A 26,441-nucleotide genomic window follows, 5' to 3' on the forward strand; every position below is an offset into this window, starting at 1 on the left:
AGATATGACAAACAATACATCTCAGCAATTTCACTCGCAGCCACAAGCGGGTCGTATTGGTAAAAATTACGTCGATGGTGTGAATCATTTCTTTCCATCCGCAATTATTGATGAAGAGTGGCAGACTGAAAACCAAGTGACTATAACCGTTAAAATGACTTCGTTAGTTGAGGTGATGAAATGGCTTTACTACGATCAAGGTGGCTGGCTAACGGTTACTTTTGGTAATGATGAACGTAGCCTTAATGGTCACTTTGCGGTTTATCATGCACTGTCCATGGAAGGTGAAGTCAAAAGCTGGGTAACCGTAAAAGTCTTAGTTGATGCTAATAGCCAAGAGTTTATTTCTATTACACCAACTATTCCTGCTGCAGTATGGGGTGAGCGTGAAATCCGTGATATGTACGGTCTACGCCCTGTAGGTTTGCCTGATGAACGTCGTTTAGTACTACCCGATGATTGGCCTGAAAATTTGCACCCATTGCGTAAAGATGCGATGGATTACCGCCAGCGTCCACAACCAACAACAGAAACTGAAACGTACCAGTTTGATAATCAGCTAGGTAATGACAGCAACCGTATCGTACCGGTTGGTCCGTTACACATTACGTCGGATGAACCTGGCCATTTTCGTTTGTTCGTTGATGGTGAAGATATTGTTGATGCCGATTACCGCATGTTCTACGTTCACCGTGGCATGGAAAAATTAGCTGAAACACGCATGGGTTACCATGAAGTGGCACAGCTAACTGACCGTGTTTGTGGTATCTGTGGTTTTACCCATAGTGTTGGTTACAGTAATACTATTGAAAACGCATTATCAGTTGATGTGCCATTTCGCGCTAAGATGATTCGTACCGTATTACTTGAAGTTGAACGTTTGCACAGTCACTTATTAAACATTGGTCTATCAAGCCACTTTGTCGGTTTTGACTCTGGCTTTATGCAATTTTTCCGTGTGCGTGAAAAGACCATGGAATTGGCTGAGTTACTAACGGGTGCCCGTAAGACATATGGCATGAACTTAATTGGAGGCGTACGTCGCGATTTTCTAAAACAGCAGCGCGTACAAGGTATTGCGATGGTGAAGGAAGTTCGTCAGAAGTTTTCTGAGCTGGTGGATGTACTGCTTGCTACACCTAACATTGGTAGCCGTACAGAAAATGTGGGTGTGTTATCAAAGCAAATTGCTCGTGATTACAGCCCTGTAGGTCCATTGATCCGTGCGAGTGGTTTTAACCGTGATGTGCGTATTGTGCATGGCCAATCATTAGAGTCATACGGTAGCGTACCGATTGATATTCAAGTGATGGAAAATGGTGATGTGTTCTCACGTGTAATGGTACGTGTACGCGAAGTGTTTGAATCATTAAATGTGATTGAATACGGTTTGGATCATTTGCCACCAGGTGCGATTCTAACTGAAGGCTTTGACTATAAACCGAATAAATTCGCATTGGGCTTTACTGAAGCCCCACGTGGTGAAAACGTTCACTGGAGCATGACCGGCGATAATCAGAAGTTATTCCGCTGGCGTTGTCGTGCGGCGACATATGCTAACTGGCCAACATTACGTTATATGTTACGTGGTAACACTGTGGCCGATGCGCCGTTAATCATTGGTAGCTTAGATCCATGTTACTCATGTACTGACCGTGTCACGATTGTTGATACTAAAAAACAACGTAGTAAAACAGTTCCTTATAAAGCGATTGAGCAATACAGCATTGACCGCAAGAACTCGCCATTCAAGCTTTAGGAGGTCATGTGTTTAAGTTATTAAAAACGGTAATAAAAACAGGGTCAGTTACCACTAAATATCCTTTTGCTCCGATGGAAGTGAGTGAAGATTTTCGTGGCAAGCCAGAATTAGACGCTGATCAGTGTTTATCTTGTGGTGCATGTACGCGTGCTTGTCCTGCCAATGCTTTGATCATGGAAACTGATGCCAAAGCGGGCACTCGTCGTTGGGAACTGTCAACTGCACGTTGTATTTTCTGTGGTCGTTGTGAAGAAGTATGTCCAACTCATGCGATTAAATTGACTCAGAATTTTGAGTTAGCGGTAACCAGTAAAGCAGATCTTTATGATGAAGCGGTATTTACGTTAGCAAATTGTCGTCAATGTGAACGTCCATTTGTGGCACGTAAGTTACTTGAATATGTTTTAGATACGTTAGCGCACAGTGGCGTAACAGGAGAACAACTTCAAGAGCGCCGTAAGCAAATTGAAACATGTCCTGAATGTCGTCGCCGTAACAATATGCTAGATAGCGAAAATGTCAGTCACCTACGTTACCTTGGGGATCAAAAGTAATGAAAGGTATTAAACAATTAGTCGGCACTGCCCACACTCAAACCGTTCCTATTGAATTGCCACCGAATAGCCAAAAGCTAAAAGATGCATTGATCAAGGAAATTCGTCGTTCAGCCTATGTATACCGTGTTGACTGCGGTGGTTGTAATGCATGTGAGATTGAAATTTTTGCGGCCACGACACCTATTTTCGATACCGAACGCTTTGGTATTAAAATTGTAGCGTCTCCACGTCATGCTGATATTTTGCTGTATACCGGTTCAGTAACCCGTGCTATGCGTGCACCAGCATTACGTGCTTATGAAGCAGCACCTGATCCTAAGATTGTGATTTCATACGGTGCATGTGGATGTGATGGTGGTATTTTCCACGACCTTTATTGTGTATGGGGCGGTACGGACAAAATTGTTCCAGTGGATGTTTACATTCCAGGTTGTCCTCCAACCCCCGCAGCGACCATTTATGGGTTTGCGGTTGCACTGGGCTTACTTGATCAAAAATTGAAAGCCAAAGTGCATCAACCTGAAGTACAAAAGGCGAGTTTAAAGCACACTGAAATTCCATTGGATATTAAAGTGATGATTGAACGTCAAGCACGTCTACTTGCAGGTTATGTGCAAGGACAGCGTATTGCCGATGATGTTATGAATGTTCTGGCTACCTGTAATGCTGATAATGTTGACCAAAAAATCAGTGACTATCTCGCGACTAAAGATGATCCTCGATTAACCGAAATCGTGAATATTTTGCTATCAAAAACCATGTCAGCATTAACCGGATCAGAAGCGTGCTCAAGCGCACACCAAGGTCAGACATCATGTGGAGGCTGTCATCAATGAGTGATGCTTTAGCGGAATTAACACAGTCGCGCCATTTTCAAGGTCACGTTTACTTTTATACTTTAGGACGTAAATTTGTTGATGAAAGCTATGATGTGCCTGAAGAAGCTAAGCAGATCATGTATTACAGTCTGGCGATTGGTCACCATTTAGGTGTGGTTGATTGCCTAAAGGCTGTAATTGAATGTGAAGGTGATGAATACCTAGACTGGATCAGTGGTTTACCACAAGACGGTGAAGCATTTAATAAAATGAAAGGCTATTTTGTGTTTGGTGAAATTACGATTTATCCTGAACATCTAAATATGCTGGCATTAGCATTTGATCGGATTGATAGTTCAACACAAACCGTTCGTTCTCAGCAGTTAACCCGTGACTTTATTACTGCGCTTGGGGATATTCACCGCGAACCAACCATGTATATGATGATTCGAGGAATACGCTAATTATGTTACAGGAAGTGAATCTGTCAACAGTGATGGGCGAAAGTGTCTCTAACGATGATGTTGATCTATCCGTCAGTAATATTGTACTCACTGTGGGTAATAGCATGATGGGTGATGATGGTGCTGGGCCATTATTAGCAAAGATGATTAAAGATAATCCGATTTCAGGTTGGAGCGTGTTAGAAGGCGGTTCAATGCCTGAAGATTGTTTGCACCTTATTCGTAAAGCTCAGCCGCAACGAGTGATAGTGGTGGATGCTGCTGATATTGGTGAAACGGCAGGAGAGATCAGAATTATTGATCCAGAAACGATTGTCGATATGTATGTGGTTTCGACCCATAGCTTACCGCTAAATTTTTTGATTGATGATTTAAAAACCTTTGTGCCTGAGGTTATTTTTGTGGGTATTCAGCCAGCTATTGTCGCATTTTCATTTCCACTAACTGAGATGGTACAAACTGCGGTTGAAACCATTTATCAGCGTTTACCTAAATGGCAGGGTTCGGGTGGTTTTGAGCATTGCTGAGTGATAACGGTTAGTCAGTGTCGATAGGGTGTCGATAATATTGACGAAAAATGTCGATGTGTTTGGTTAACCGAAAGTGATTATCGACACTCTAAAAAAAGAAAGCGTGACAGTGCTCGCACTTTCTTTTTTTTTAACTATATTTCATTGGGTTAAAAATAAATTCGGTTTGTGGATATTTTTGGTACAATAAATGCTTATAAAGCATTGCAGCGTAACGCTATGCTGTGATGTATCGACATTAACAAGGTATAGACCATGAACCGGTTTGTTTTTGCAGATCCAAATCTGTGTATTGGGTGTCGAACCTGTGAAATTGCATGTGTTGTTTCTCATCAAGTAGACGGAATGCTTACTGGTGTTGATGCAGCAGAATTTACGCCTCGTTTGACCTTGGTGAAAAATGCGCATGTAACAACACCAGTTATGTGTCGTCAATGTGATGATGCACCTTGTGCTCAGGTTTGCCCAAATAATGCCATCGTTTTAGAAGATGGTTATGTAAAAGTGATTCAGTCACGTTGTATCGGGTGTAAAACCTGTGTCATTGCTTGTCCTTTCGGCGCAATGAATGTTGTGACTAAGATGGTTGAAGAATCCAAAGGCGCATCGCTATTTAAGCGTATGGTTCCTCAGTCTCAAGCACTAAAGTGTGACTTGTGTTCCCATCGTGATGCTGGTCCTGCGTGTGTGGAAGTCTGTCCAACAAACGCTATTCAGATTATTGAACCTGAAACGTTAACTGAAACCAGCAAGCAAAAACGTGAAGCAGCAGCGCTCAATGATGCTGTAGCGATCATTCGTTAGTGTTATAAACCCTTGGTTTAAAATACGCATTAATAACAATTATAGCCAAAAAGGTTAGTATGAAAAAATCAATTGTTGTTTGTCCCTACTGTGGTACTGGGTGCAAACTAAAGTTGGTTGTCGAAAATAACAAAGTCGTGGCAGCAGAACCAGCAATGGGTCGTACCAATGAAGGCCAACTTTGTTTGAAAGGCTACTATGGTTGGGATTTCCTCAACGATACCAACTTATTAACACCACGCTTGAAGCAACCAATGATTCGCCGTACACGAGAATCAGCTTTAGAAGCCGTGTCTTGGGATGAAGCTATTCAATTTGCCGGCGATAAGCTAATGGCAATTAAAAAGCAGTATGGTCCAGATGCGATAATGACAACAGGTTCAGCCCGCGGTCCGGGTAATGAAGCCAACTATGTGATGCAAAAACTCGCAAGGGCGGTGATCGGAACCAACAATGTTGACCACTGTGCTAGGGTGTGACACGCACCATCAGTCTCCGGTCTGGAGACAACAGTAGGTAATGGCGCAATGAGTAACGCGATTCCCGAAATTCAACAAACTAAATGCTTACTCATTTTCGGTTACAACGCGGCTGATTCTCACCCAGTTGTAGCACGACATATTTTAAAAGCCCGTGCAAATGGCGCTAAAATTATTGTATGTGACCCACGTAAGATCGAATCTGCGCGTGTTGCTGATCAATGGCTAGCGTTAAAGAACGGCTCGAACATGGCACTTGTTAATGCGTTAGCAAATGTAATTATCGAAGAAAATCTTTACGATAAAGCGTTCGTACAATACAACACTGAAGGTTTTGATGAGTTCCGTGAAATTGCTTCACGTTACACGCCAGAAACTGTGGAAGAAGTAACAGGCCTAAAAGCTGCGGATATTCGCTTGGCTGCACGTACTTACGCTGCGGCACCTGAAGCTATGATTCTATGGGGTATGGGTGTTACTCAATACGGTCAAGCCGTTGACGTGGTTCGTGGTTTAGCAGGCCTTGCACTGTTAACCGGTAACTTTGGTCGTCCTGGTGTAGGTTGTGGTCCGGTTCGTGGTCAAAACAACGTTCAAGGTACCTGTGATATGGGTATGTTGCCGCACCAATTCCCTGGTTATCAAGATGTAACTATTGATGCAAACCGCGAAAAATTTGAAAAAGCGTGGGGTGTTGAGCTTTCAGGTAAGCCGGGTTACCGTCTGACTGAAGTTGGCCACAAGGCTGATGAAGGTATTTGTAAAGCCTTCTATATCTTTGGTGAAGATCCTGCACAAACTGAAGCCGATCTGGCAGCCATGCGCGCGACTATGCGCAAAATGGAACTGGTTATCGTGCAAGATATCTTCATGACACAAACTGCTGAATTTGCTGATGTTATCTTCCCTGCAACGAGCTGGGGCGAGCATGAGGGTGTGTACAGTAGTGCTGACCGTGGTTTCCAACGCTTTTATAAAGCAGTGGTTCCAACGGGTAATGTGAAGCCTGACTGGGAAATCTTTAGCTTGTTAGCAACGTACATGGGTTACCCTATGTCGTACAACAATACTGAAGAAATCTGGGATGAACTACGTGCGTTATGCCCTGATTATGCTGGTGTGACCTATGAAAAAATGGCTGATCTAAAATCTGTACAATGGCCTTGTCCAACAGAAGATCACCCTGGTACATCTTATTTATTTAAAGATAACAAGTTCACTACACCTTCGGGTAAAGGTATCTTTATTGGTGCTGATTGGCGTCCGCCACTAGAGCAACCTGATGCCGAATATCCATTGGTATTGTCAACTGTACGTGAAGTGGGCCACTATTCTTGTCGCTCAATGACAGGTAACTGTTCTGCTTTACAAACATTGGCTGATGAACCTGGCTATGTGCAAATGCATCCGAATGATGCCAAAGCATTGGGAATCGATGATCAACAATTAGTTTGGGTATCTTCTCGTCGCGGTAAGGTTATCTCACGTGCTAATTACAATGAGCGCGTAAATAAAGGTGTGGTTTACATGACATACCAATGGTGGATTGGCGCATGTAATGAATTAACCATTGAACATGTCGATCCTATTTCAAATACGCCTGAATTTAAATACTGTGCGGTTAAAGTAGAAAACATTGATGATCAGCCATGGGCTGAAAATTATGTACAAACTGAATACAGTAATTTGAAAGCGCGTTTGAAAAACCAAGTTGCTAATGCATAAAAATATTGTGTAAATAAGATCTGTTACGGTTTTTATACAATATATAGCATCATAAATGAAAATAAGGTTTCCAAGATAAAAGATTGATTATTTTTATCTTGGTTCCTTATATTTTTATTATTTAAAGTTGTTGTTTTAATTTATTTATCTGCTCAAAAATTTGCATTATTATTGGTTTTATTTTAAAGATACTGTTGTTAATAATTATTGATTGATATGGATCAATACTTGGTTATTAAAATGATTGAGAATTGTATAACAAATGCTTGAATCCTTATTCGCTATTCGAGCCATATTATCAGTAAGAGTTAATGTTAGCATGGAAAACTTTGAAAGCGATTTAATGATATTTTCTAAGGCATTATTGTCTATAAATGATATATCAGGTGTGATTAATTTTCTAAATAATGAACGTTTGTTATTTATCGATGCTTATCGTGTTAACATTATTTTAAAAGATGACATAAGTGCTCAATCAATTCTATATTATCAAAATGCAGATAAAGAGTTCCAACGTTATGATTATTCAGAAGATAGCTTAAGTCTTCATCATGTTGTAACGTGTGAATATAGCCATTATATTAACGGTGAAGAACTTTATCGTACTTTTCCTCAATTATCTCTTCATCCTGCATACCCTAATATTAAAACTTACTGTAAAATACCGCTACTAATAGCAAATCAGCAGTTAGGCGCTATTGAATATATTAATCTTAGCTTACCTAATCATGATGATGTAGAAAAACAATTCAAGCTGTTCAATAATATGGTTGCTGCAATGATCGAACATATTCTTGAGCATCAAATTGCGTCGTCGCTTACTCAGCAATTAAGTAATGAACATAAGGACTACCAGTTTTTAGTTGATATTACTAATGCAGTTATTAATCAGAGTTCAAAAAAAGAACTGATTGGTTCGTTACTGCGTTTTTTATATCAACGTTTTGGCATGAATGAATTATCAATTATACAGTCTCAAGATGGCCATTATAATCAATATTCTGGTAGTGATGCTGGTGGAGAAATGGACTATCAATGTCATTTTTTCACTGATGATTGTATGATTAACAACGCAGTTGAAAATAATCAAGCGGTTATTTTAACCACGGCTGATATTTATAAATTAAATCATGATGATAATAGCCCTTATTTTTCATCACAGGCCAAAAGCGCTTGTGTTATCCCAATGATTTTTCGAGGTTTAACGATTGGTTATATTTGCTATGTCAAAGCGGTAGAAAGTCAATTTGAGCCAAGTGAAATTGAACTTTTTAAGCAAATATCAGCGCGTGTTGCATTGGCTATACACAGTATAAAAGTGCATCAATCAGCGACACCGCATCGTTCTCAGACAAAGTTTATCAGTATTGAAGATAGTTATGATGAGCATGCTATTTTTGATGACATCATTAGTCAAAGTGAAGTGATGAATAAAGTGTTAGAGCAAGTTGCATTAGTGGCAAGCTGTGACAGTACTGTATTAATTTTAGGTGAATCGGGTACAGGTAAGGAATTGATTGCTCGGGCGATTCATAAAATGAGTCATCGTAGCAAAACTGACATGATTAAGATGAATTGTGCCGCGATTCCAAGTGGGCTATTTGAAAGTGAACTGTTTGGTCATGAACGTGGTGCATTTACAGGTGCAGTAACTCAACGTGTTGGACGCTTTGAACAAGCCCATAAAGGCACGTTATTTCTAGATGAAATTGGTGATATGCCATTAGAGTTACAACCTAAGTTATTACGTGTTTTACAAGAAAATGAAATTGAGCGAGTAGGTAAAAATCAGCTCATTAGTATTGATGTTCGTGTTGTAGTTGCGACCAATGTCAATTTATTTGAGATGGTGCAACAGAAACAATTTAGAAATGACTTGTATTATCGCTTAAATGTTTTTCCAATCGAAATTCCGCCATTACGTGAACGAGCAGAAGATATTCCGTTATTGGTAAAACATTTTACGCGAGAACTGGCAAAAAAAATGGGTAAAAACATTACTTCGATTGCGGTTGAAGATATGCATATTATGCAGCAGTTTCCATGGCCAGGTAATGTGCGCGAATTACGAAATGTGATTGAACGGTCAGTTATTCTAACTCGAGGCCATGTGCTTAATGTGCCAACACAAGAGCTGGTTTCATCGCCATTAATGTTACCTGATACGTCAATTGACACCGTGATAAAAGATGTTGTATTGCCAACTGATATTAAAGCTCCATCACCGATGATTGATAAACAAATGGTAGTTGATGCACTTATTCGTTGTGGTGGTGTTATTGCGGGTCCTAATGGTGCCGCAAATCAGCTGGGGCTAAAGCGAACCACGTTGTTATCGCGGATGCAAAAAATGGGTTTAAATAGCCAAGATTTTCGATTAACTAACTGAATATTATAAATAAAAATAAATATCGTAATAGATAAGTAAAGGAAAGAGATGTTGAACACCTTTGAAGCGTTACCGGAATCGATGTTTTGCAATGCAAGTGAACGTCCTATTGTTCGTTATCGTAAAGGTAAAACGGATTGCAATGAGCTTGATTACATCATTGAAGAAACGCCGGTTGCCATTGCTTTTAATGGTGTTGCTTACACTGTCATGATGTGTACGCCCAATGATTTAGAACAGTTTGCGATTGGGTTTTCGTTATCAGAAGGGATCATTGATCATCACCGCGATATTCATGATATTGAAATGACACCTACCTGTGACGGCATTAATATTAACGTCACGATTGCGAACCGTTGTGTTGCGCGATTACAACAAAAGCGTCGCTCATTAGCTGGGCTGACGGGGTGTGGTATTTGTGGTGAAGAAAAATTAGAAACGGTATGCCGAGCATTAGCACCGGTGCCGTCGTCAGTACAATTTGATTTAAGTTATCTTGATCCAGTATTGCAACAATTATTACGCAAGCAGCAATTGAATCAACTGACGGGTTCCGCTCATGCTGCTGTGTATATTGATAATCAAGGTCAAGTTGCGGCTATTTTTGAAGATGTCGGCCGCCATATAGCATTAGATAAACTGGTGGGTTGTATTCATCAACAACAGTTAACAGGTGGCGCAGTATTAGTAACGAGTCGTGCCAGTTTTGAGATGGTGCAGAAAGCCGCAGCCGCTGGGGTTGAAGTACTACTTGCAATTTCATCTGCGACCAAAATGGCCGTTGATTTGGCAGAAAAACTTAACCTGACGTTATTAGGTCATTGTCGTAATGGTCGTGCAGATGCTTATACGCATGCAGAGCGCATTACAGGAATGATTTAATTGCGCTTAGTTATTGAATTTAATGTTAATGAATAAGTTTGTTTATTATTCATTAGTAATAAATCCCCGTTAGGTCGGGTTTTCATTCTATTACACTAAGGACAAAAATAAATGAAACTTAAACATATCGTTGCCGGTGCGCTTACTCTTTTTTCACCACTTGTTTTAGCACACCCTGGTCATATTGGCCCTCATACAACAACCGGTTTTATGACAGGTTTTGTACACCCATTTACAGGCCTTGATCACTTATCAGTGATGATTGGTGTTGGTTTATTAGCTGCACTAATCGGCGGTAAAGCAGTATCACGTTTACCTATGGCGTTTGTTGGGATTATGATCATCGGTGGCGCATTAGGTGTTGCGGGTATGGTATTACCTGGCATTGAGATGGGTATTGCTTTATCTGTTATTGGTATGGGAGCAATGTTATTAGCTGGAGGCCGTATGTCAGAAAAAGTGGCAACGGGTTTAGTAATGGCATTCGCTTTATTCCACGGCATGGCACATGGTATGGAAATGCCGCTTGACGCACAAGCACTGGAATACTTTAGTGGTTTTGTTGTCGCGACAGCAATTTTACATGTGTCTGGTATTGCGTTAGGTAAATTTGTTATGACATCAGCAATCAACCAACGCGTTATGCGTGTTGTTGGCGTTGTTATGGCAGCCTTTGGTGGCATATTAATGCTGTCTTAATTTAGCTGGATAATTGCAGTGAAAGACAACTTTGCACGACAATATATTCATATTACCGGCATTGTACAGGGGGTCGGTTTCCGCCCCTTTGTCTACCAACTAGCGCTGCAACATGCGTTAGTTGGGTGGGTAATTAATGATTCAGAAGGCGTAAAGATAGATGCTCAAGGTCGCACTGAAAACCTTGAACAGTTTATCATTGAACTTCAGCAACAAGCTCCGCCATTAAGTCGTATAGATCAAATGACAGTGACACCATTATCATTATGGCTCGTCGCAGAAAAGCCAATGTTATTTAGTATCGAGAAAAGTCAGCATTGTGACAGTACCACGGTGTGTGTTTCTCCTGATCAAGGGCTTTGTAATGCCTGTAAACAAGATATCGCAAATCCTACCTCGCGTTATTATCGTTATCCTTTTACCAATTGTACCCATTGTGGTCCTCGTTACAGTATTACCCGTGCTTTACCTTATGACCGCGTAGCGACCAGTATGGCAAATTTTGTCTTGTGTTCTGATTGCCAACAAGCGTATGAAAACCCTCTTGATCGTCGTTACCATGCTCAACCAATCAGTTGTGCTGTGTGTGGACCTTGGACGCGATTTCTTGATTATCGTGATGATGTAATATCAGAGGTTGAATTAACGCAGCAAGCAGCCATTAATCAATTAGCAAAACGGCTTCAAGCTGGCGCTGTGGTTGCGATTAAAGGCTTAGGAGGCTTTCACCTTGTTTGTGATGGCACCAATGTCGATGCTGTCACACGATTACGTCAAATTAAGCATCGGCAACAAAAACCATTAGCAGTAATGGTTGCTGATATCGAGGTAGCACATCAATTAGTCGCTGGCGATGAAGTTGAATGGCAAACATTGGATTCTCAAGCTCGTCCGATCGTGTTGATGCATAAATCTCAAACTATAAATTGCAGTAAGCACACTGTTAATATCGCAGCAAATGTTGCGCCTAATGTACCCTATTTAGGGGTGATGCTACCTTATACTCCGCTACATTATTTATTATTTACCGCATTAGCAGAAAGTAACGCTGCGGCAGTGTTAGTCATGACCAGCGCAAATGTCTCTGGCATGCCAATTGCGACAGATATTCAGCAAATTAAGCAACAATTTTGGGGGATTATTGATAGCGTACTTGATCATAATCGTCCTATTGTTCATGCCTGTGATGACAGTGTGGTGCATTATGCGGGTGGAAAAATGCGGACATTGAGAATGGCGCGAGGTTACGCTCCTTATAGCCATTTTGGGCATAAAGCCGAAATGATAACCTTAGCGCTTGGTGCACAACAGAAATCGACAATTGCACTTGCGTTACCTCAGCAATGGGTATTATCGCCTTATATAGGTGATCTTAATAACCTTGATACCGAGCAACGTTATCAACGAGCAGTGGCTGATCTGCAGGGGTTATATCAAGTAACTGCTGCGCAAATTGTTTGTGATAAACATGAGAGCTATTTTTCATCTATTTATGCCAATGAGCTGATTTCAAAATCTAAAACGGCATTAACATTACTACAAGTACAACATCATCATGCGCATGTTTTGGCGGTAATGGCAGAGTTTAATTTAACTAAACCCGTGATCGGTTTTACTTTTGACGGCACAGGTTATGGTGATGATGATACTGTATGGGGAGGAGAGGTGTTACTCGCATCGTGCCAAGACTATCAACGTATTGGTTATTTGCGTCCTTTTCGTCTTCTTGGTGGTGAAAAAGCAATAAAAGAACCGGCACGATTATTATTTGCAATGTTACTTGAGTGCTATTGCCTTGATGATATTAAAGCAATGCAATTAAGTGCTTTTTCATCGTGGAATGAAACCTATTTCAATAATTTATATCGGTTATGGCAAAGTGGCAGTCGTTCACCTTATACCTCATCAATGGGACGGTTTATTGATGCATGGGCTTGCTTACTTGGATTAATTGATCATGTTAATTTTGAAGGTCAATGTGGGCTGTTATTAGAACAAGCTGCAAAGCAAGAGCTATGCCATATTCCATTATCTTTTAAGATCACTGACAACAATATATTTGATTGGCAGTCATTATTTGCACATGTATTGCCGCTTGTTGGCGAAATTAATGATGAACAGCATCAAACATGGATTAATAGTTTAGCGCATAGTGTGTTTATGGCAATTGCCAAAATGGTTGTCACAATTGCAAAGCAACATCCTCATCACGCTATTGTTCTTGGCGGTGGCGTTTTTCAAAATCGCGTACTGATGGACCAAATTTATCATCAGTTTTTAGCTATATCACAACCGCTATATTGTGGTGAAAAGCTGCCGTCAAATGATGGTGCAATCGCAGCGGGACAATTATGGTATGCACTTCATCATCCACAAAATTCAACTATTACCTCATAGGTACCACCTAAATGCATGAACTATCGCTAAGTATAAATACGGTTGATACCGTAGTTGAACAAGCAAAGAAACAAGGGTTTAAGCGGGTTGTTAGTGTCACTCTAGCCATCGGTACTTTGTCTTGTATTGAGTCTCAAGCATTAGCTACAGGGTTTGAATTTGCTTGTCGTGACACGATTGCGGAAGGCGCTCAATTGAAGATTGAACCGGTTGCCGCGCGAGTATGGTGTTTAGATTGTCAACAACATGTAGAAATTCCAGAGCGTGGTGTTAGTTGCCCACGCTGCCATGGCTATCAACTTAATGTTGAAACTGGAGAAGAATTAATGATTAAACATATCGAGGTTGAGTAATATGTGTAACGTATGCGGCTGCGGCGATAGCCGAATTGAAGGTCATTCACACGAACATGCTGATCACCACCATGAGCATTCACATCAGCACAGTGATCAATTAGTGACAGAAGTGCCACAATCAGTAGTGATCCATCACCATTATCATCATCAAGGTGATGTTCATCATCATGTTCATTATACTTTGCCAGTTGGTATTACGCCGCAGCAAAAGACGCATGGACATCATCATGAGCATGAAAAAGGTCACACTCACTCACATGATCACGATCATCATCGCGGCCATAGTCATGATCATCATCATGCAGATCATCAACCAGAGTGTTTAGATTCTGGTGATTTGCATTATGGTAAAGGTGAAGCTGAAGTTCATGTTGCGGGTGTTTCACAACGACAGTTATTAACATTAGAGATGGATATTCTAGGTAATAATAACCAGTTAGCAGCGCATAACCGTGAACATTTTATTGAAAATCGCCAATTAGTACTTAATTTAGTATCAAGCCCTGGTTCAGGTAAAACGACATTATTAACCGAAACATTAATGACGCTGAAAGATCAGTGTGCTTGTGCTGTGATCGAAGGTGATCAACAAACAAGTAATGATGCTGATCGTATTCGTGCAACTGCAGTGCCTGCTATACAAGTTAATACCGGCAAAGGTTGCCACCTTGATGCTCAGATGATTCATGATGCTTATCATCAACTTTCGATTAATGAACCTGGCTTTTTATTTATTGAAAATGTAGGTAATTTAGTTTGTCCTGCAAGCTTTGATTTGGGTGAGGCGTCTAAAGTTGCGATTTTATCTGTAACGGAAGGCGAGGATAAACCGCTTAAGTATCCAAATATGTTTGCTGCAGCTGATCTGATGATCATTAATAAAGTTGATCTCTTGCCTTATGTTGATATTAATCTTGATGATTGCATTGCGAATGCGCGAAAAGTAAATCCAACAATTCAGGTTATTAAGTTATCAGCCAAAACCGGCGAAGGAATGGATGCTTGGTTTAATTGGTTAAACGAAAATCGACAACAATTGTAATTATTTTGCTCTATTATTTTGTACTAAAATGCTGTAAATCTATTTTATAGACAAGCAGCATTTTTAATTTATCTATTGATAAGCACCAATTAAAGTTAATTAGTGATAATGTTCAAAAAATCATCCAAATAGACAAATTATTACTATCATTTTTTTTATTTATCTATAGAATCCCGCGCAAACAAGCTAACAGAGCCTAAGCGTACACCTACGTTGTGTCTCTTATTAGCGATAATCTCGATGATAAATAACGTAAGTAGCCAATGAAAAAATACGCTCTTGTTACCGCATTATTATTATTAGCCGGCTGTGATATTACGACTGAAACACGTCAACCGCCGACAGCTAAAGATATTGAAATGTGCCAACAACGGATAGCTGTTAAAACAAATTATGTCGTTAGTGCAATGTCTGATAATACTTTAGACAATAAATCAAAAGACAATCGTGGTTGGGTATATGTTAATTATCAAAAAGATAATAATCGCGGTTATTTAAAGTTTCGATGTAATGCTAATTATGTCGAAGTTTGGGCCGCAGGTGCTGCAATGTGGACCGGCTTGTAAATGATCATTAAGATGCTCGTATTGTTATCAGTACGAGCATTTTTTATATGTATTGATTGTAATTATCTAGACATGTGTTGTGGTTAGTAGGGTTGGAAAGAGAGTATTTTTTTCATGGTAGTACTGAATCATGTATTCCCCATTAACCGATAGGCCTAAAAAATAAAGCAGTTCGTAACATTGCTTTTTCTTCACAAAATTCTCAATATTTTTTAGTGCAACAGCATTACTTAATGTCATTGGCAAATCACAATATGGCATGATAAATAAGCGCTTATCATTTTCAATGCGAGCAACAACTTCTGTTATATTTTTATTATCTTTATCGACCGACACTGGTACGTTACTTTTTGTTAATGGGTGTTTAATGACTCGTTGCACAATACAATAATGTTCATATTCAGCCCAACAACATAAAATATTGCCAAATAATTTAATAGCTTGTTTTTCAATTTCAATATAATGCGGTGCTAAATCTTCTAGGGGCACAATACCATTAATAGCTTGTGCATAATCGCTGGTAATGCATTGGTATAGATTATCTGTCTGTAACGGTACCAACTGATTAATCGTCTGTATGCGAGATGAGACTAATGTAGCAAAGAAATTACTATCACTATTTAAATGGATGTGTTCATTAATAAATTGTAGAAAATTTTTCTGCAATATTTCTTGATACTGAGAGCCAAGAGGGATAGTTAAATTTTTGATTACACTTGTATACATTCAATAACCGACTTAATAATAATAATTTATAAGGAATGATAAATAATACATTTACTAATTAATGCATCGATATGTATATAGTGTGATTATTATCAAAAAAAATCGATGTCTGTTTTTCCATTTGTGTATTATGTGCCATGTTGGCATTAATAAGCAATACTTGTATGTGACAAAAGTATTTGTGATGGTGTATTTAATTATTGCTGAATTTAATAACACACTCATGTAATGGGGGTGATTCATATGGTGGTTTATCAATTGCAATAATGATATCAGTCGCAAAAATTATGCGCTATAAAATTATGTTAGATATTTATTTGTGATCACGACTGATTCGTTTTTATTTAGTATTCTCATTATTTTATTTGTCGTTATTATACTGAGGTGTTTTTAAATACTGATGCCATAAGATTTATGTATGGATAAAACAATGTCGTGTAGGCATTGTTTATTTTATTGATGTTAAAGGAATAATATGAGTAAATTTTTTTGGCTTGCTTGGGCTTGTGCCGCAATGCTACCTGTTCATGCAAATGCATCAGACTGGAATTCTTCAGGAATAGATGGGCATTATGTTTTATCATCATTGATTGATGAGCAGCAGGGACAACAAAAAGTATTTTTTTCGCTCTATAAGGCAAAGTATAACAATAATGGCTTTGAGCGATTTTTGAGTCAATGCAATAGAAATGGATTTGACAAAACAGTTGTTATGACGATTAATGGTCAAAAAGTGGAAATGGATAAGATCTGTCGCAGAACAGAAGACAGTAAGAATTACTGGGTTTATACACCGACGACAAACAAAGGTCTCGCTTTTTTAATTACACAATTTAAATATACTGAAACTGTCAATATTCATAAAGTATTTACCAATATATATAATCAAGAAACAGATTTGAATTTTAAAATATCAGCTGATGGGTTTGTTCAGACGTGGAATAATCTATAAGCCAAAATTATAAATCAAATTTATGTAATTAAAAAGCGGTATCAAGAAATTGATATCGCTTTTTAGCTCTAATGGTAAATATAGATATTTAGTCATCTTATTATGAAATTAGCTTATATAAAAAATCTGTATTTATGTGTTTTTTAACGCGTATGATAAAAATGTATGAAATCTAGCAGAATAAAATATTGGAGCGGATAACGGGAATCGAACCCGTGTCATTAGCTTGGGAAGCTAAGGTAATACCATTATACGATATCCGCTCGGTATGAGAACAATAAACATTTGTAGTTATGAGGTCAATAGAGTTTCTTATAAATCCTACAATTAGCGCAAATGTATGAATAAAATGTACATTATTTAATAATGGCTGATTAAAATAACGCCAACCAATAAAATAAATCCAGTCTATTTTTATAAATCTTACTTAAATTTTATGTTTTAGATAAATTTCATGCTTAAAAAAGAGCCATAAAATGTTGAAATTGTGACGAAATATGAATTTTCGCAGTATTTTATATTCATTATCTTGTATATGAGCTAGTATGTTCGACACAAGCATATCAATGTAATTATAAGCATAAGTTAATAGCTATGTGATGATTTCATCTTAGTTTTTAATGCATCTTGAAGTATTAATAATGAAGTTAAAAATTACTCCATCAAGTTTAGCAATAGTGATTTCTTTATTGTTAACATTGATCGTTGTTGAAATGTTTTTTTTAAATGAAAAAAAACAATTTGAATTATTGAATAAGAAACATGATTTGGTTTTTGAACAAGACGTATCAAAAGTTATTAATAATGAAATTAACAATATGATAATCACGCTAAAAACATTTAATTTGTTATTTAAATCAAGTGATTATGATCCTCTTCAGTTTGACGTATTAGCAAAAGAAGTGATGACGACTAGCAGTAGTGTTTCTGAACTGCAGTTTGCACCAGAAGGGATTATTCAACTTACGTATCCTCATTCTGAAAATCATTCAGCGATTGGTCATAATTTAAATCGATTAAAAAAAAGACATAAAGGGGTCGTTTTATCTAAGAAAAATCATTCGCTTACCTTGATTGGTCCTATAAAGCTTATTCAAAATAATCGTTTATCTTTTATTTTACGGTTACCTATTTTTAATGAGAAAGCCAAATTTTCAGGGTTCATTATTGCGATCAGTGACTTGGAAGGCATCAGTGATAAGCTACCTTTTAATAATATTCCTTATAGAATTCAAGGTTTTGATCCTGATGGTGAAATGTTAACAATCTTCGATAATATTATTGATAAAAGCAAAGGAACGATATCTGTTTTTAACATACCAGTACCTAATGGTAATTGGTTGTTTTCAGTACAAAATAAAAAATATAACGCTCAAAAATATGAGATTGTACGTGTTATATTATATCTAATAGTGTTTGCGTTCTTCTTCTATATTTATAAGCGTGAACGGCAGCTTTTATTGACGAATAGCCATATAAATGATGCAAACAGTATTATGAAACTTGCTATTTTTACCGATGAGTTAACAAATATCTATAATCGTAGATATATGAATAATATATTGAGGCAAATATTTTTTTCTAATATAACGGAAACACATAGTATTGCTTTTTTAGATATCGATCATTTTAAAAGGGTTAATGATACCTATGGACATGATGCTGGTGATGAAATATTAAAAGTATTTACTGCAATTTGTTTAAATAGTATTCGAACAACTGATGTTCTTGCTCGTTGGGGGGGAGAAGAATTTCTGTTATTTATGGATAAGACTAATAAAGTGAATGCCACAGACGTTTGTTCTCGAATTCTAACAGCGGTAAATCAGTATCCTTTTTCATATAACGATCAGGTTATCCACCTTACTGTCTCTATTGGATTAACGTCATTTTCACCACAAAATGATCAAATCGAAGTAGTACTTAAAAAGATTGATAAAGCTGTTTATCATTCAAAAAATAATGGTCGTAATCGCGTTACCATTGTATAAGTATTGTGAATGATAAATATTAAAATTAATTATATTAAAAGAGACATACACACGGCACCTTCACCATAATCTGTTGGCGCCTTTAAGCTGTTATCGATAATAAAATTATGCTTTTTCCAAAAAATAGTAGAATTTTGAACTGAGATTAATGAAACAGATTGATAGTTGAATGTTTTAACAGCAGCAAAAAAATGGTTGAGTAATAATTTTGGTAATCCTTGTCCTTGTGCCGAGGTTATGATTGCTAAATCATGTAGGTGAAGGTGAACACTATCAACAGTGGTGCCTAGTTGATTTAACTTAGGTGTTGCGCCCTTATGATAAGGGTGGCTAATAAGATAGCCAAGAACATGCTGTTGTTCATTTATACAGACAAAACATGTTTGTGGCGATACCATTACTTTACTTTTTAGAGCTATAATAGTTTCAGAAAAATCAAGACCATAAGCTAAGTGTTGAATATTCTCAATTTGTTGCCAATGTGATGAATCGATAGGAATTATTTTCATATTTCACTGATAGTTAGAATAAAAACTATTTATACCTAGCGATTATTGTGATTGCAATGTGAACACTTTATTTAATATTGAATAAAGTGTAACCAAAGTTTAATGAGGTGTTTTAATCTGCGACATTGAAGTAAATATTTAAATGGGTTCATAATATATTTTTAAGAATTTTGATTTCATTTTAATTTATTAACCCTATTCTAAAAGTTGTTAGAATACACAAAGATACTTACGTTATATTATTCTTTGGATTCAAAATGGCTTCCCTAGTAGGTTTTTTCTTATTACCGCATCAACAATTAAAATATCGCTTGATTATCGCTCGATTTAAAATTAAAGGAATTGAAAAAACGATCCGTTATTGTGTAAGTCATGGGTTAAACAAAAATCTCAATTTCCTATTGCACCATTTAGATCGTTATTGTACTGAATTTGAAGTGATTTATGCCTTGCTTGGCGAGACAAAATCATTATAAATCAAATGGTAATAATATTTCTCAATTGATAATTATTAAATATATTATTCGCTGAGATCTCATATGAAAAATCCAGTATCATATTGATATGTTTCTCTACAGTTATTACATATGAAAGAGCCGCAGGCCATTCCTTTAGTTGATGATGTTGATACATTAACACGATTAAAAAAAGCATTTATTGCGGGTATTTGGGCAACGTTAGCCAGTATTTCGATTGGTTTTCTGTTTAAAGTTTGGTTGGCACAGTGGGTGGCAAAGGATGATTTAGCACTATTTAACAGTGTTATTGATATCGTATCATTATCATTGATTCTAATGACCGGCTTTCGATCCTCAATGGTTGTTACCTACAGCCAAACGCATAATGACCACGATATTATAAATATATTCCGCTTTAGCTTAATTATCGTTGTGCTTATTACATGGGGTTTAGTATTACCTTATATAAAACATGAGTTACATATAAATGTCGGTTATTTTGAAATGGTTGGCGTTATTTTTGGTATGGGTTTGAAAATATACTTTACCAATTTAATCGCCATGTATCGCTTATATGATGTTTCAAATAAAGTGACATGGATTGAACCAACTTCAAATGTTATTACCTTTGTTTGTTGTTACTATATTTTACACTTTACTGCGCTAGCTTCTCTTTTTTATAGTGTGATGGTTTCTTCATTGATTGTTGCCCATTTCATGTATTGGAAACGCAGAAAACAGATAGCAACAAAGCCGTTAACGACGGTGCAACTTGATCCGAATATGCGTAATTATGTTCGCAAAAGTTTTACGGCATCTTTAGAAGCTGGTGCCAGTATTTTAATGATTTATGCGGCGGTTCTACTTACCATCACTCATTTTAGCTTAGATGAATTAGGTGATTTTCAAGTGGTTGTTAGACCGATATTTACCTATATGACAATGTTGTTTGTTTTTCCTATTTATCGATTTGTATTACCTGAGTTATCGCAAAGTGTGCGTAAAGGCGAACATGCCCAAATACGTGCTATTCGTCGTTGGGTATATCGGCTAGCTGTTATTGTAAGTGTAAGCTTTTTCTTGATAATGCTTATTGGTGGTAAAGAAATTGTTGGGTTTATTTTCCCTGCACAATATAAAGGAGCAGAGATTGTATTATTTCATTTCTCTATTTTCTTTATCTTCATGATGCTTAATGCTTATCAGTTAGCGTATATTAAAGCGCATGGAAAATTTACGCTGAGTTTAATGATTCGATTAAGTGGTATTGTTACATTGGTAGTGAGTTACTATTTGCTGGCACTGTTTACTGCCAATGTGGTGGCAATTATTGTGGCACTGGGTTTTGGGTATGTGATGATGTTTATTTTATCAACCATTGCTGAGCAGCAGATTTTACGTGAATACCGACGCCAAGGTGTCAGTGTCGACTGATTTAGATGTTATTAAATCTTCTAACCTGAGCCAATAAAAAAGGTTGAGTGTGCTGTTATCTTTTTCTCATTGAAAGTGATAGCCACTCAACCTTTTATTTTCTGGAACAAGCTACTCAGTCTTGTTGGTTATCTTTTGATCATAAGACTGGAGACATACCATAGCTGTGACCATTCAACAGCACGATGGCTAACAACACCAATAACACTCCTCCAATAAGTTTTATGATAATACTGGTCATTGTGCGTTGGCGCTCATTGGTTGCTAAATAGCGGCTGACAATTTTCTTACCTGATAAGGTCATTAATGCAATGACTGATGTTGTTAGCGCCGTTCCCACAGCCATGAGTATTGCACTCGCCACACCAAGCCAATATAAGCCGACCATATTCGCAAATAACAGTACTAGAATAGCCCCTGTACAGGGACGAATACCAATACTGAATATAATAACAATATATTCTCGTAAACTGGTGGCATTATTAATTTCATCTGCACTGGCAAAGTGTTTATGACCACAACCACATTCACTACCATGGTTATGGTGCTGTTGTTGTATTCTAAGTTGCCATGCTTGTTTTAGGCTACGGTAAATAACGATCGCTCCAAGTAACAGCATGGCCATAAAACTATAGCTAATAAATTGGTCTGCGGCATCGTTGACTTGTCGCATTGAGGATTTGAAAAATATTAATAAAATACTGACTAACGTAATAGCAACAATTGCTTGTACAAATGCTGAGACCATCGTCATGATTAAGCTGGCTTTAATTTTTGTTGGATTTGTCGCTAGATAAGTAGTAACAATCATTTTGCCATGACCAGGGCCTAATGAGTGAAATATACCATAAAGAAAACTTAAGCCAGCTAATGAATAAGCTGCCGTTATATTTTGCTGAGCATCATAGAGTAAATCGCTCAATTGACCATTAATGTTACGTTGCCATTTAATACTCTCCATTAGTATTGTTGGCCATTGTTGCCATAATAAATAGCCACTACCAATAAATAACAGTAACACGCTAACACGGACTACCCATGAAACAGGGGTTACTTGGTTATGAGCTTGCTCATGGATATGGTCATGATGAGTACAAGGTGATATTGGGGGAGTATTATCAGCCTCTAAGGATGAATGGCAGCTGGATTTCATTGGGTAGATCCTAAATTAAAGCTATTGAGTGGAAGGCACAGTAGTGTTGACGTCACAATGCAGTTTTACTGTTTGCGTAAATACTTGTCCTAATTGATTATCAGGATCAGCATCTGCTGGAAGTGACATGGCAAAAGTTACTTGTTCTGGCGTTGGGTTTGGCTCAACTAATGTAAAGCGACATGTTTTTGCCAATTCAGGAGATAGAATAATGTCACTTTTGTTATTCCATGACATATCAACATAATAACTTGGTTCAAAGATTAATAATTTTAATGAATCTTTGGTGATAGTTTTTGGTTTTGATAACGGGAGTTCAAAGGTCAGCGTTGCTTTATCGCGAGGTTTAACTAATTCACCGCCTGCTGGAATATGGTATTTAATCGGTGTGTTATTATCATAAAAATAGGTAAAATAATGCGAGTTTTTCATATTTTCCATTACAGATTGCGCGGTATTTTTTAATGTTTGTTGCTTGTTTGCAGCTGACATATCTTCGCCATCAAGCATGTAAGCGGTGGTCATGGCATCAAATGTCCATACCATCTTAAAACCTGTAATTTGCGTGCTGTTACCTTCAATATAGGTTTTCATATTAATCCATGAATGAGGGTGTGCTTGGCTGGTTATGGGTAATAACGCAGCCATGGATAATATAAAACAGGGAAGGGCATTCAAGCGCATCTAAGTAGGCTCCATATTCATCATTTGATGAGTGACAATGATTCAGGGTAAATAGCAATATTCTTGTTATGTTATAACATAGAGTTATTAATGAATCTAGGTGAAGATATGGACATTATTTGAAGAACATTGAGTTGCTAATGATAGATTTGTTGGTAGTTGGTTACATTACTAAATAGATGGTAAGTTACTACGGTTTTATTAATTATACTTACATGGTCATATTTTAAGTGATGTATTTATGATGTTTTGTTATAAGTCTATGATTATATGAGTTATATGTTGATCTTTAATCGATGAAATAAAACTAATAAATAGCTTTAAGATAAAACTTTAAAAATCAGTTAGAATATAATGAGAGCGATAAAAAATTAGCATCACATGATGAGAATAATAAATAATGAAGAAAAAGCTATTTACTGCGACTTTACTCTTACTTTTGAGTACCTCTGTCTTCGCTGCGCCTGTAGAAACGGCACTGCCTATCCAATTATCATCTGTTACTCAGAATGTTGATGTTGAAAACAATACGACAACGTTAATCGGTAAAGTGGATATTGTGCAAGGCGGTATCACCATTAAAGCAGATAAAGCGGTGATTAAACTCAATGCGAAAACTAAAGAATTAAAAACGATTGAGGTGTATGGCAAGCCAGCTCACTTTAAACGTGTAATGAAAGATGGCAAAGTCATTAATGGTGAATCGAGTTATGGCATCTATACTCCTTCTGATAGCATGATGGTATTAAAGAAAAATGCTAAAATAACCCAAGATGGGAATATTATTCGCGCTAATACCATTAGTTATAATCTTAAAGCGCAGTTTATGAAGGCGACGGGAACTAAATCTCAGCAAGTTAAAACCAAATTATTACCGGAAACGAAGTAAATATATTTCAGAGCAGACCGTCACTATAAAAAAGCACCGAATTATCGGTGCTTTTTTTAATGTCTTTAGATACCATCTTCTTCAGGAACTAATTTGGGTTTCTTTTGTTGCTGAAGTTGTTCATCTAAACTTGTTATTCCTCTATGTGCTGATGCTAATGCTTGTTGGCAAAAATCAGTCAAAGTGTATTCATCTCGTTCAAGTAGCATTTCTGCTGCCATTTGTAGATTCGTGCCCGTTAATACTTTGATCTTTTCATTACGCTGACTGAGAAGTGATACACATCTAAAAGGCGTGCCTCCCAATAGATCTGTCATAAAAACAACGCCATCATCGAGTGGTAATTGGTTGAGCGCTATTTCTATTTCTTTATCTAATTGCGCAGTGCTCATGGATTCTGAAAAATCGATACAGATAAGTTGAGGCTGATGGCCAATGATTTGCTTTAAGGCTTGTTCCATACCGGATGCAAAAGCGCCGTGGCCTGTAATAATTATTGATATCATGGTTTAGTCCTTAAAGTATGCCACTGAAACGACCAGCTATGCTTATCACAACCGTTACACCAATAAGTTTTAACGGACTCCAACCCCGTTTGACTAAGGCATACATAAGTAAGGTGTACAGCAAAGGTAAAAATGCAGGCATTAACTTATCCAGAACATCGGCCTGTAATTTAACAACAGCATCACCTGCTTCAATTTCAGCGGTGGTTGATAGACGAACATAAGTAGCAACTAACGCACCAATAACGGTCATTCCAACAATAGAAGCGGCATGGCCTACTTTTTTGGTGTTTGCCTTGATCATGGGAATTGCAGCCACCCCCATTTTGTAAGCATAGTGAGCGAGTCCAAACCGTAATCCAAAATGTACGCTATTGAATAACAGTAAGAATACAACAGCTCCCATGATTGACCCTTGCAAAGCAAGATCGGCACCAATACCTGCACAAATAGGCAATAAAGTTAGCCAGAACATAGCGTCACCAATACCTCCCATTGGTGCGCCAACGGCTATTTTCGTGCTTTGGATACTGTTAACGTTTTGTTTTGAACGCTCCATTGCCAAAATAATACCCATGACAAATGTCACTAAAAATGGGTGAGTATTAAAAAAGCCCATATGACCTTTCATTGATTTGGCTAAATCAGCTTTATTGGTATGAATTTTAGATAGGCCGGGTAATAAGCCATATAGCCAACCAGAAGCTTGCATACGTTCATAATTAAATGATGCTTGGAGTAGCATTGAACGCCACGCTATACGGTTTATATCTGCTGAGGTAAGTTCTGCACCTATATTTTTATCTTCATATTCGTCTTCACCAACGCCTGGAGCTGGACGTACATCAGGAGTGGTTTTGGGAATAGAAGTGGCTGGGTGGGTGTGAGTATTAGATACCATCTTCGCAATCCTCTTGTGGTTTAGTTGGTTGTGCAGGTTCCGGTTTACGCATGAAGTCAATAATTGCCATCGCTGTTGCGGCTGAAGCTATCGCTAAAATAGGCAGTTGTAACCAAGCTGCAGCAACGAATCCAAGGATGAAATAAGGAATGTAGATATTTTTCATCATAATTTTCATCAATACTGCAAAGCCTACTGCCGGCATAATGCCACCTGCAACACCAAGGCCGTCAATCAGTTGTTGAGGTAGCATTTGCACCATGGTACCCGCATGTTCTGCACCAAAGTACACGGGTAAAAATGCACATAGGAAATAGAAAGAACCAAGTACTAATAATGCGAAATAGTTAACGGTTTCAATTCCTTTAGTATCTGCATTTCCTGCCATCTGATCACATTTTGACATCACGGCTGACATTGCAGAGAACAGTAAGGTGATTCCCATTTGTACGGCAACCGCGAAAGGCACAGCTACACCAACGGCCACATTGGGTTCAACCTTTGTTGTAATAGCAAAAGCTGTACCCACGATAGTACCAATAATGACATTTGGTGGTTGTGCGCCTGCGAGTGGGGCTAATCCCATCCAAATCAGTTCTAAAGTACCGCCAACTAAAATACCGGTTTGAAGATCGCCAAGTATCAGTCCGACAAGAGGCCCAAGAACTACTGGACGGTGAAAGTGTGTTAAGCCATTAAATAAATCTAGCCCTGCGAAAAAGGCCAGAATACCGAGTAGTACTGCTTGCAGAAATCCTATTTCCATGA

26 protein-coding genes and 1 tRNA gene are annotated in these 26,441 nt (G+C 37.8%); 19 read left to right on the top strand and 8 right to left on the bottom strand.

Going from position 1 to position 26,441, the window contains the following annotated elements:
• Positions 1–4: 4 nt before the first annotated feature.
• The 14 genes from VXS03_RS05435 to VXS03_RS05500 all read left to right on the top strand — a co-directional run bounded on the left by VXS03_RS05435 (position 5) and on the right by VXS03_RS05500 (position 15,470).
• The gene (locus VXS03_RS05435; RefSeq protein WP_327762423.1) at positions 5–1,759 is read left to right on the top strand and encodes a hydrogenase large subunit; all 1,755 of its coding nucleotides are present in this window, start codon (positions 5–7) and stop codon (positions 1,757–1,759) included.
• A gap of 8 nt (positions 1,760–1,767) precedes the next feature.
• Positions 1,768–2,316 (top strand): formate hydrogenlyase complex iron-sulfur subunit, encoded by a 549-nt coding sequence (locus tag VXS03_RS05440; RefSeq protein WP_327762424.1) that lies wholly within the window; start codon positions 1,768–1,770, stop codon positions 2,314–2,316.
• Positions 2,316–3,155, top strand: coding sequence for an NADH-quinone oxidoreductase subunit B family protein (locus VXS03_RS05445; protein ID WP_327762425.1), 840 nt, complete (start codon positions 2,316–2,318; stop codon positions 3,153–3,155). The genes VXS03_RS05440 and VXS03_RS05445 overlap by 1 nt, the downstream gene beginning before the upstream one ends.
• Positions 3,152–3,601: a formate hydrogenlyase maturation HycH family protein gene (locus tag VXS03_RS05450; protein WP_327762426.1), complete on the top strand. Its 450-nt coding sequence runs from the start codon at positions 3,152–3,154 to the stop codon at positions 3,599–3,601. Before VXS03_RS05445 ends, VXS03_RS05450 begins: the two co-directional genes overlap by 4 nt.
• Positions 3,602–3,633: 32 nt before the next feature.
• Positions 3,634–4,128 (top strand): hydrogenase maturation peptidase HycI, encoded by a 495-nt coding sequence (gene hycI, locus VXS03_RS05455; RefSeq protein ID WP_327762489.1) that lies wholly within the window; start codon positions 3,634–3,636, stop codon positions 4,126–4,128.
• A gap of 258 nt (positions 4,129–4,386) precedes the next feature.
• On the top strand, positions 4,387–4,935 hold the full coding sequence (locus VXS03_RS05460) for a 4Fe-4S dicluster domain-containing protein (RefSeq protein ID WP_327762428.1): 549 nt from the start codon (positions 4,387–4,389) through the stop codon (positions 4,933–4,935).
• Between the two features lie 59 nt (positions 4,936–4,994).
• Positions 4,995–7,139 carry a formate dehydrogenase subunit alpha gene (fdhF, locus tag VXS03_RS05465; protein WP_327762430.1) on the top strand — a complete coding sequence of 715 codons (2,145 nt, stop codon included), beginning with the start codon at positions 4,995–4,997 and terminating at the stop codon, positions 7,137–7,139.
• Positions 7,140–7,482: 343 nt separating this feature from the next.
• Positions 7,483–9,528, top strand: coding sequence for a sigma 54-interacting transcriptional regulator (locus VXS03_RS05470; protein ID WP_327762431.1), 2,046 nt, complete (start codon positions 7,483–7,485; stop codon positions 9,526–9,528).
• A 48-nt stretch (positions 9,529–9,576) separates the two neighbouring features.
• Complete coding sequence (gene fdhD, locus VXS03_RS05475) at positions 9,577–10,410, top strand: formate dehydrogenase accessory sulfurtransferase FdhD (protein WP_327762432.1); 834 nt, start codon at positions 9,577–9,579, stop codon at positions 10,408–10,410.
• Between the two features lie 111 nt (positions 10,411–10,521).
• Positions 10,522–11,109 (top strand): HupE/UreJ family protein, encoded by a 588-nt coding sequence (locus tag VXS03_RS05480; RefSeq protein ID WP_327762434.1) that lies wholly within the window; start codon positions 10,522–10,524, stop codon positions 11,107–11,109.
• A gap of 18 nt (positions 11,110–11,127) precedes the next feature.
• A complete protein-coding gene (gene hypF / locus VXS03_RS05485) occupies positions 11,128–13,506 on the top strand; it encodes a carbamoyltransferase HypF (protein ID WP_327762435.1) in 2,379 nt (792 codons plus the stop codon).
• An 11-nt stretch (positions 13,507–13,517) separates the two neighbouring features.
• A complete protein-coding gene (hypA, locus tag VXS03_RS05490; RefSeq protein ID WP_327762436.1) occupies positions 13,518–13,859 on the top strand; it encodes a hydrogenase maturation nickel metallochaperone HypA in 342 nt (113 codons plus the stop codon).
• 1 nt (position 13,860) lies between these two features.
• Positions 13,861–14,904, top strand: a complete 1,044-nt coding sequence (gene hypB, locus VXS03_RS05495; RefSeq protein WP_327762437.1) for a hydrogenase nickel incorporation protein HypB — start codon at positions 13,861–13,863, stop codon at positions 14,902–14,904.
• 263 nt (positions 14,905–15,167) lie between these two features.
• Complete coding sequence (locus VXS03_RS05500) at positions 15,168–15,470, top strand: hypothetical protein (RefSeq protein ID WP_327762440.1); 303 nt, start codon at positions 15,168–15,170, stop codon at positions 15,468–15,470.
• A gap of 66 nt (positions 15,471–15,536) precedes the next feature.
• Here the strand turns inward: VXS03_RS05500 and VXS03_RS05505 are convergent, their stop codons facing one another.
• Positions 15,537–16,196, bottom strand: coding sequence for an acyl-homoserine-lactone synthase (locus VXS03_RS05505; protein ID WP_327762441.1), 660 nt, complete (start codon positions 16,194–16,196; stop codon positions 15,537–15,539).
• Positions 16,197–16,671: 475 nt separating this feature from the next.
• On the opposite strand from VXS03_RS05505, the gene VXS03_RS05510 reads away from it, so the two are divergent.
• On the top strand, positions 16,672–17,148 hold the full coding sequence (locus tag VXS03_RS05510) for a hypothetical protein (RefSeq protein ID WP_327762442.1): 477 nt from the start codon (positions 16,672–16,674) through the stop codon (positions 17,146–17,148).
• A 189-nt stretch (positions 17,149–17,337) separates the two neighbouring features.
• Here the strand turns inward: VXS03_RS05510 and VXS03_RS05515 are convergent.
• Positions 17,338–17,411: transfer RNA gene (locus VXS03_RS05515), tRNA-Gly, on the bottom strand.
• Positions 17,412–17,789: 378 nt separating this feature from the next.
• On the opposite strand from VXS03_RS05515, the gene VXS03_RS05520 reads away from it, so the two are divergent.
• Positions 17,790–19,139, top strand: a complete 1,350-nt coding sequence (locus VXS03_RS05520) for a sensor domain-containing diguanylate cyclase (RefSeq protein ID WP_327762443.1) — start codon at positions 17,790–17,792, stop codon at positions 19,137–19,139.
• A gap of 29 nt (positions 19,140–19,168) precedes the next feature.
• Here the strand turns inward: VXS03_RS05520 and VXS03_RS05525 are convergent, their stop codons facing one another.
• Positions 19,169–19,648, bottom strand: a complete 480-nt coding sequence (locus VXS03_RS05525; protein ID WP_327762444.1) for a GNAT family N-acetyltransferase — start codon at positions 19,646–19,648, stop codon at positions 19,169–19,171.
• Positions 19,649–19,905: 257 nt separating this feature from the next.
• Here VXS03_RS05525 and VXS03_RS05530 point away from each other — a divergent pair, with 257 nt between their 5' ends.
• Positions 19,906–20,124, top strand: coding sequence for a hypothetical protein (locus VXS03_RS05530; RefSeq protein ID WP_327762445.1), 219 nt, complete (start codon positions 19,906–19,908; stop codon positions 20,122–20,124).
• 111 nt (positions 20,125–20,235) lie between these two features.
• Positions 20,236–21,540 (top strand): lipopolysaccharide biosynthesis protein, encoded by a 1,305-nt coding sequence (locus tag VXS03_RS05535; RefSeq protein ID WP_327762447.1) that lies wholly within the window; start codon positions 20,236–20,238, stop codon positions 21,538–21,540.
• 139 nt (positions 21,541–21,679) lie between these two features.
• Here the strand turns inward: VXS03_RS05535 and VXS03_RS05540 are convergent, their stop codons facing one another.
• Positions 21,680–22,693: a nickel/cobalt transporter gene (locus tag VXS03_RS05540; RefSeq protein WP_327762448.1), complete on the bottom strand. Its 1,014-nt coding sequence runs from the start codon at positions 22,691–22,693 to the stop codon at positions 21,680–21,682.
• A gap of 21 nt (positions 22,694–22,714) precedes the next feature.
• The gene (locus tag VXS03_RS05545) at positions 22,715–23,377 is read right to left on the bottom strand and encodes a DUF1007 family protein (protein ID WP_442957419.1); all 663 of its coding nucleotides are present in this window, start codon (positions 23,375–23,377) and stop codon (positions 22,715–22,717) included.
• A 400-nt stretch (positions 23,378–23,777) separates the two neighbouring features.
• On the opposite strand from VXS03_RS05545, the gene lptA reads away from it, so the two are divergent.
• Positions 23,778–24,266 (top strand): lipopolysaccharide transport periplasmic protein LptA, encoded by a 489-nt coding sequence (lptA, locus tag VXS03_RS05550; protein ID WP_327762449.1) that lies wholly within the window; start codon positions 23,778–23,780, stop codon positions 24,264–24,266.
• A gap of 65 nt (positions 24,267–24,331) precedes the next feature.
• Here lptA and agaF read toward each other — a convergent pair whose 3' ends face one another.
• Genes agaF through agaW form a run of 3 tightly spaced genes read right to left on the bottom strand, consistent with a single transcriptional unit; the run spans position 24,332 to position 26,439 of the window.
• A complete protein-coding gene (agaF, locus tag VXS03_RS05555) occupies positions 24,332–24,772 on the bottom strand; it encodes a PTS galactosamine/N-acetylgalactosamine transporter subunit IIA (protein WP_327762450.1) in 441 nt (146 codons plus the stop codon).
• Positions 24,773–24,782: 10 nt separating this feature from the next.
• Complete coding sequence (gene agaE, locus VXS03_RS05560) at positions 24,783–25,673, bottom strand: PTS N-acetylgalactosamine transporter subunit IID (RefSeq protein WP_327762451.1); 891 nt, start codon at positions 25,671–25,673, stop codon at positions 24,783–24,785.
• Positions 25,663–26,439, bottom strand: coding sequence for a PTS N-acetylgalactosamine transporter subunit IIC (gene agaW / locus VXS03_RS05565; RefSeq protein ID WP_327762452.1), 777 nt, complete (start codon positions 26,437–26,439; stop codon positions 25,663–25,665). The genes agaE and agaW overlap by 11 nt, the downstream gene beginning before the upstream one ends.
• Between the last annotated feature and the right edge of the window lie 2 nt (positions 26,440–26,441).

Source organism: Photobacterium sp. S4TG1 (assembly GCF_036040035.1).
GTDB lineage: Bacteria > Pseudomonadota > Gammaproteobacteria > Enterobacterales > Vibrionaceae > Photobacterium.

Bases quoted from the DNA above. Each gene is read 5' to 3' on its own strand.
- VXS03_RS05435 (WP_327762423.1), top strand. From the start codon at position 5: ATGACAAACAATACATCTCAGCAATTTCACTCGCAGCCACAAGCGGGT.
- VXS03_RS05445 (WP_327762425.1), top strand. From the start codon at position 2,316: ATGAAAGGTATTAAACAATTAGTCGGCACTGCCCACACTCAAACCGTT.
- VXS03_RS05450 (WP_327762426.1), top strand. From the start codon at position 3,152: ATGAGTGATGCTTTAGCGGAATTAACACAGTCGCGCCATTTTCAAGGT.
- hycI (WP_327762489.1), top strand. From the start codon at position 3,634: ATGGGCGAAAGTGTCTCTAACGATGATGTTGATCTATCCGTCAGTAAT.
- VXS03_RS05460 (WP_327762428.1), top strand. From the start codon at position 4,387: ATGAACCGGTTTGTTTTTGCAGATCCAAATCTGTGTATTGGGTGTCGA.
- VXS03_RS05470 (WP_327762431.1), top strand. From the start codon at position 7,483: ATGATATTTTCTAAGGCATTATTGTCTATAAATGATATATCAGGTGTG.
- fdhD (WP_327762432.1), top strand. From the start codon at position 9,577: ATGTTGAACACCTTTGAAGCGTTACCGGAATCGATGTTTTGCAATGCA.
- VXS03_RS05480 (WP_327762434.1), top strand. From the start codon at position 10,522: ATGAAACTTAAACATATCGTTGCCGGTGCGCTTACTCTTTTTTCACCA.
- hypA (WP_327762436.1), top strand. From the start codon at position 13,518: ATGCATGAACTATCGCTAAGTATAAATACGGTTGATACCGTAGTTGAA.
- hypB (WP_327762437.1), top strand. From the start codon at position 13,861: ATGTGTAACGTATGCGGCTGCGGCGATAGCCGAATTGAAGGTCATTCA.
- VXS03_RS05500 (WP_327762440.1), top strand. From the start codon at position 15,168: ATGAAAAAATACGCTCTTGTTACCGCATTATTATTATTAGCCGGCTGT.
- VXS03_RS05505 (WP_327762441.1), bottom strand. From the start codon at position 16,196: ATGTATACAAGTGTAATCAAAAATTTAACTATCCCTCTTGGCTCTCAG.
- VXS03_RS05510 (WP_327762442.1), top strand. From the start codon at position 16,672: ATGAGTAAATTTTTTTGGCTTGCTTGGGCTTGTGCCGCAATGCTACCT.
- VXS03_RS05520 (WP_327762443.1), top strand. From the start codon at position 17,790: ATGAAGTTAAAAATTACTCCATCAAGTTTAGCAATAGTGATTTCTTTA.
- VXS03_RS05525 (WP_327762444.1), bottom strand. From the start codon at position 19,648: ATGAAAATAATTCCTATCGATTCATCACATTGGCAACAAATTGAGAAT.
- VXS03_RS05530 (WP_327762445.1), top strand. From the start codon at position 19,906: ATGGCTTCCCTAGTAGGTTTTTTCTTATTACCGCATCAACAATTAAAA.
- VXS03_RS05535 (WP_327762447.1), top strand. From the start codon at position 20,236: ATGAAAGAGCCGCAGGCCATTCCTTTAGTTGATGATGTTGATACATTA.
- VXS03_RS05540 (WP_327762448.1), bottom strand. From the start codon at position 22,693: ATGAAATCCAGCTGCCATTCATCCTTAGAGGCTGATAATACTCCCCCA.
- VXS03_RS05545 (WP_442957419.1), bottom strand. From the start codon at position 23,377: ATGCGCTTGAATGCCCTTCCCTGTTTTATATTATCCATGGCTGCGTTA.
- lptA (WP_327762449.1), top strand. From the start codon at position 23,778: ATGAAGAAAAAGCTATTTACTGCGACTTTACTCTTACTTTTGAGTACC.
- agaF (WP_327762450.1), bottom strand. From the start codon at position 24,772: ATGATATCAATAATTATTACAGGCCACGGCGCTTTTGCATCCGGTATG.
- agaE (WP_327762451.1), bottom strand. From the start codon at position 25,673: ATGGTATCTAATACTCACACCCACCCAGCCACTTCTATTCCCAAAACC.
- agaW (WP_327762452.1), bottom strand. From the start codon at position 26,439: ATGGAAATAGGATTTCTGCAAGCAGTACTACTCGGTATTCTGGCCTTT.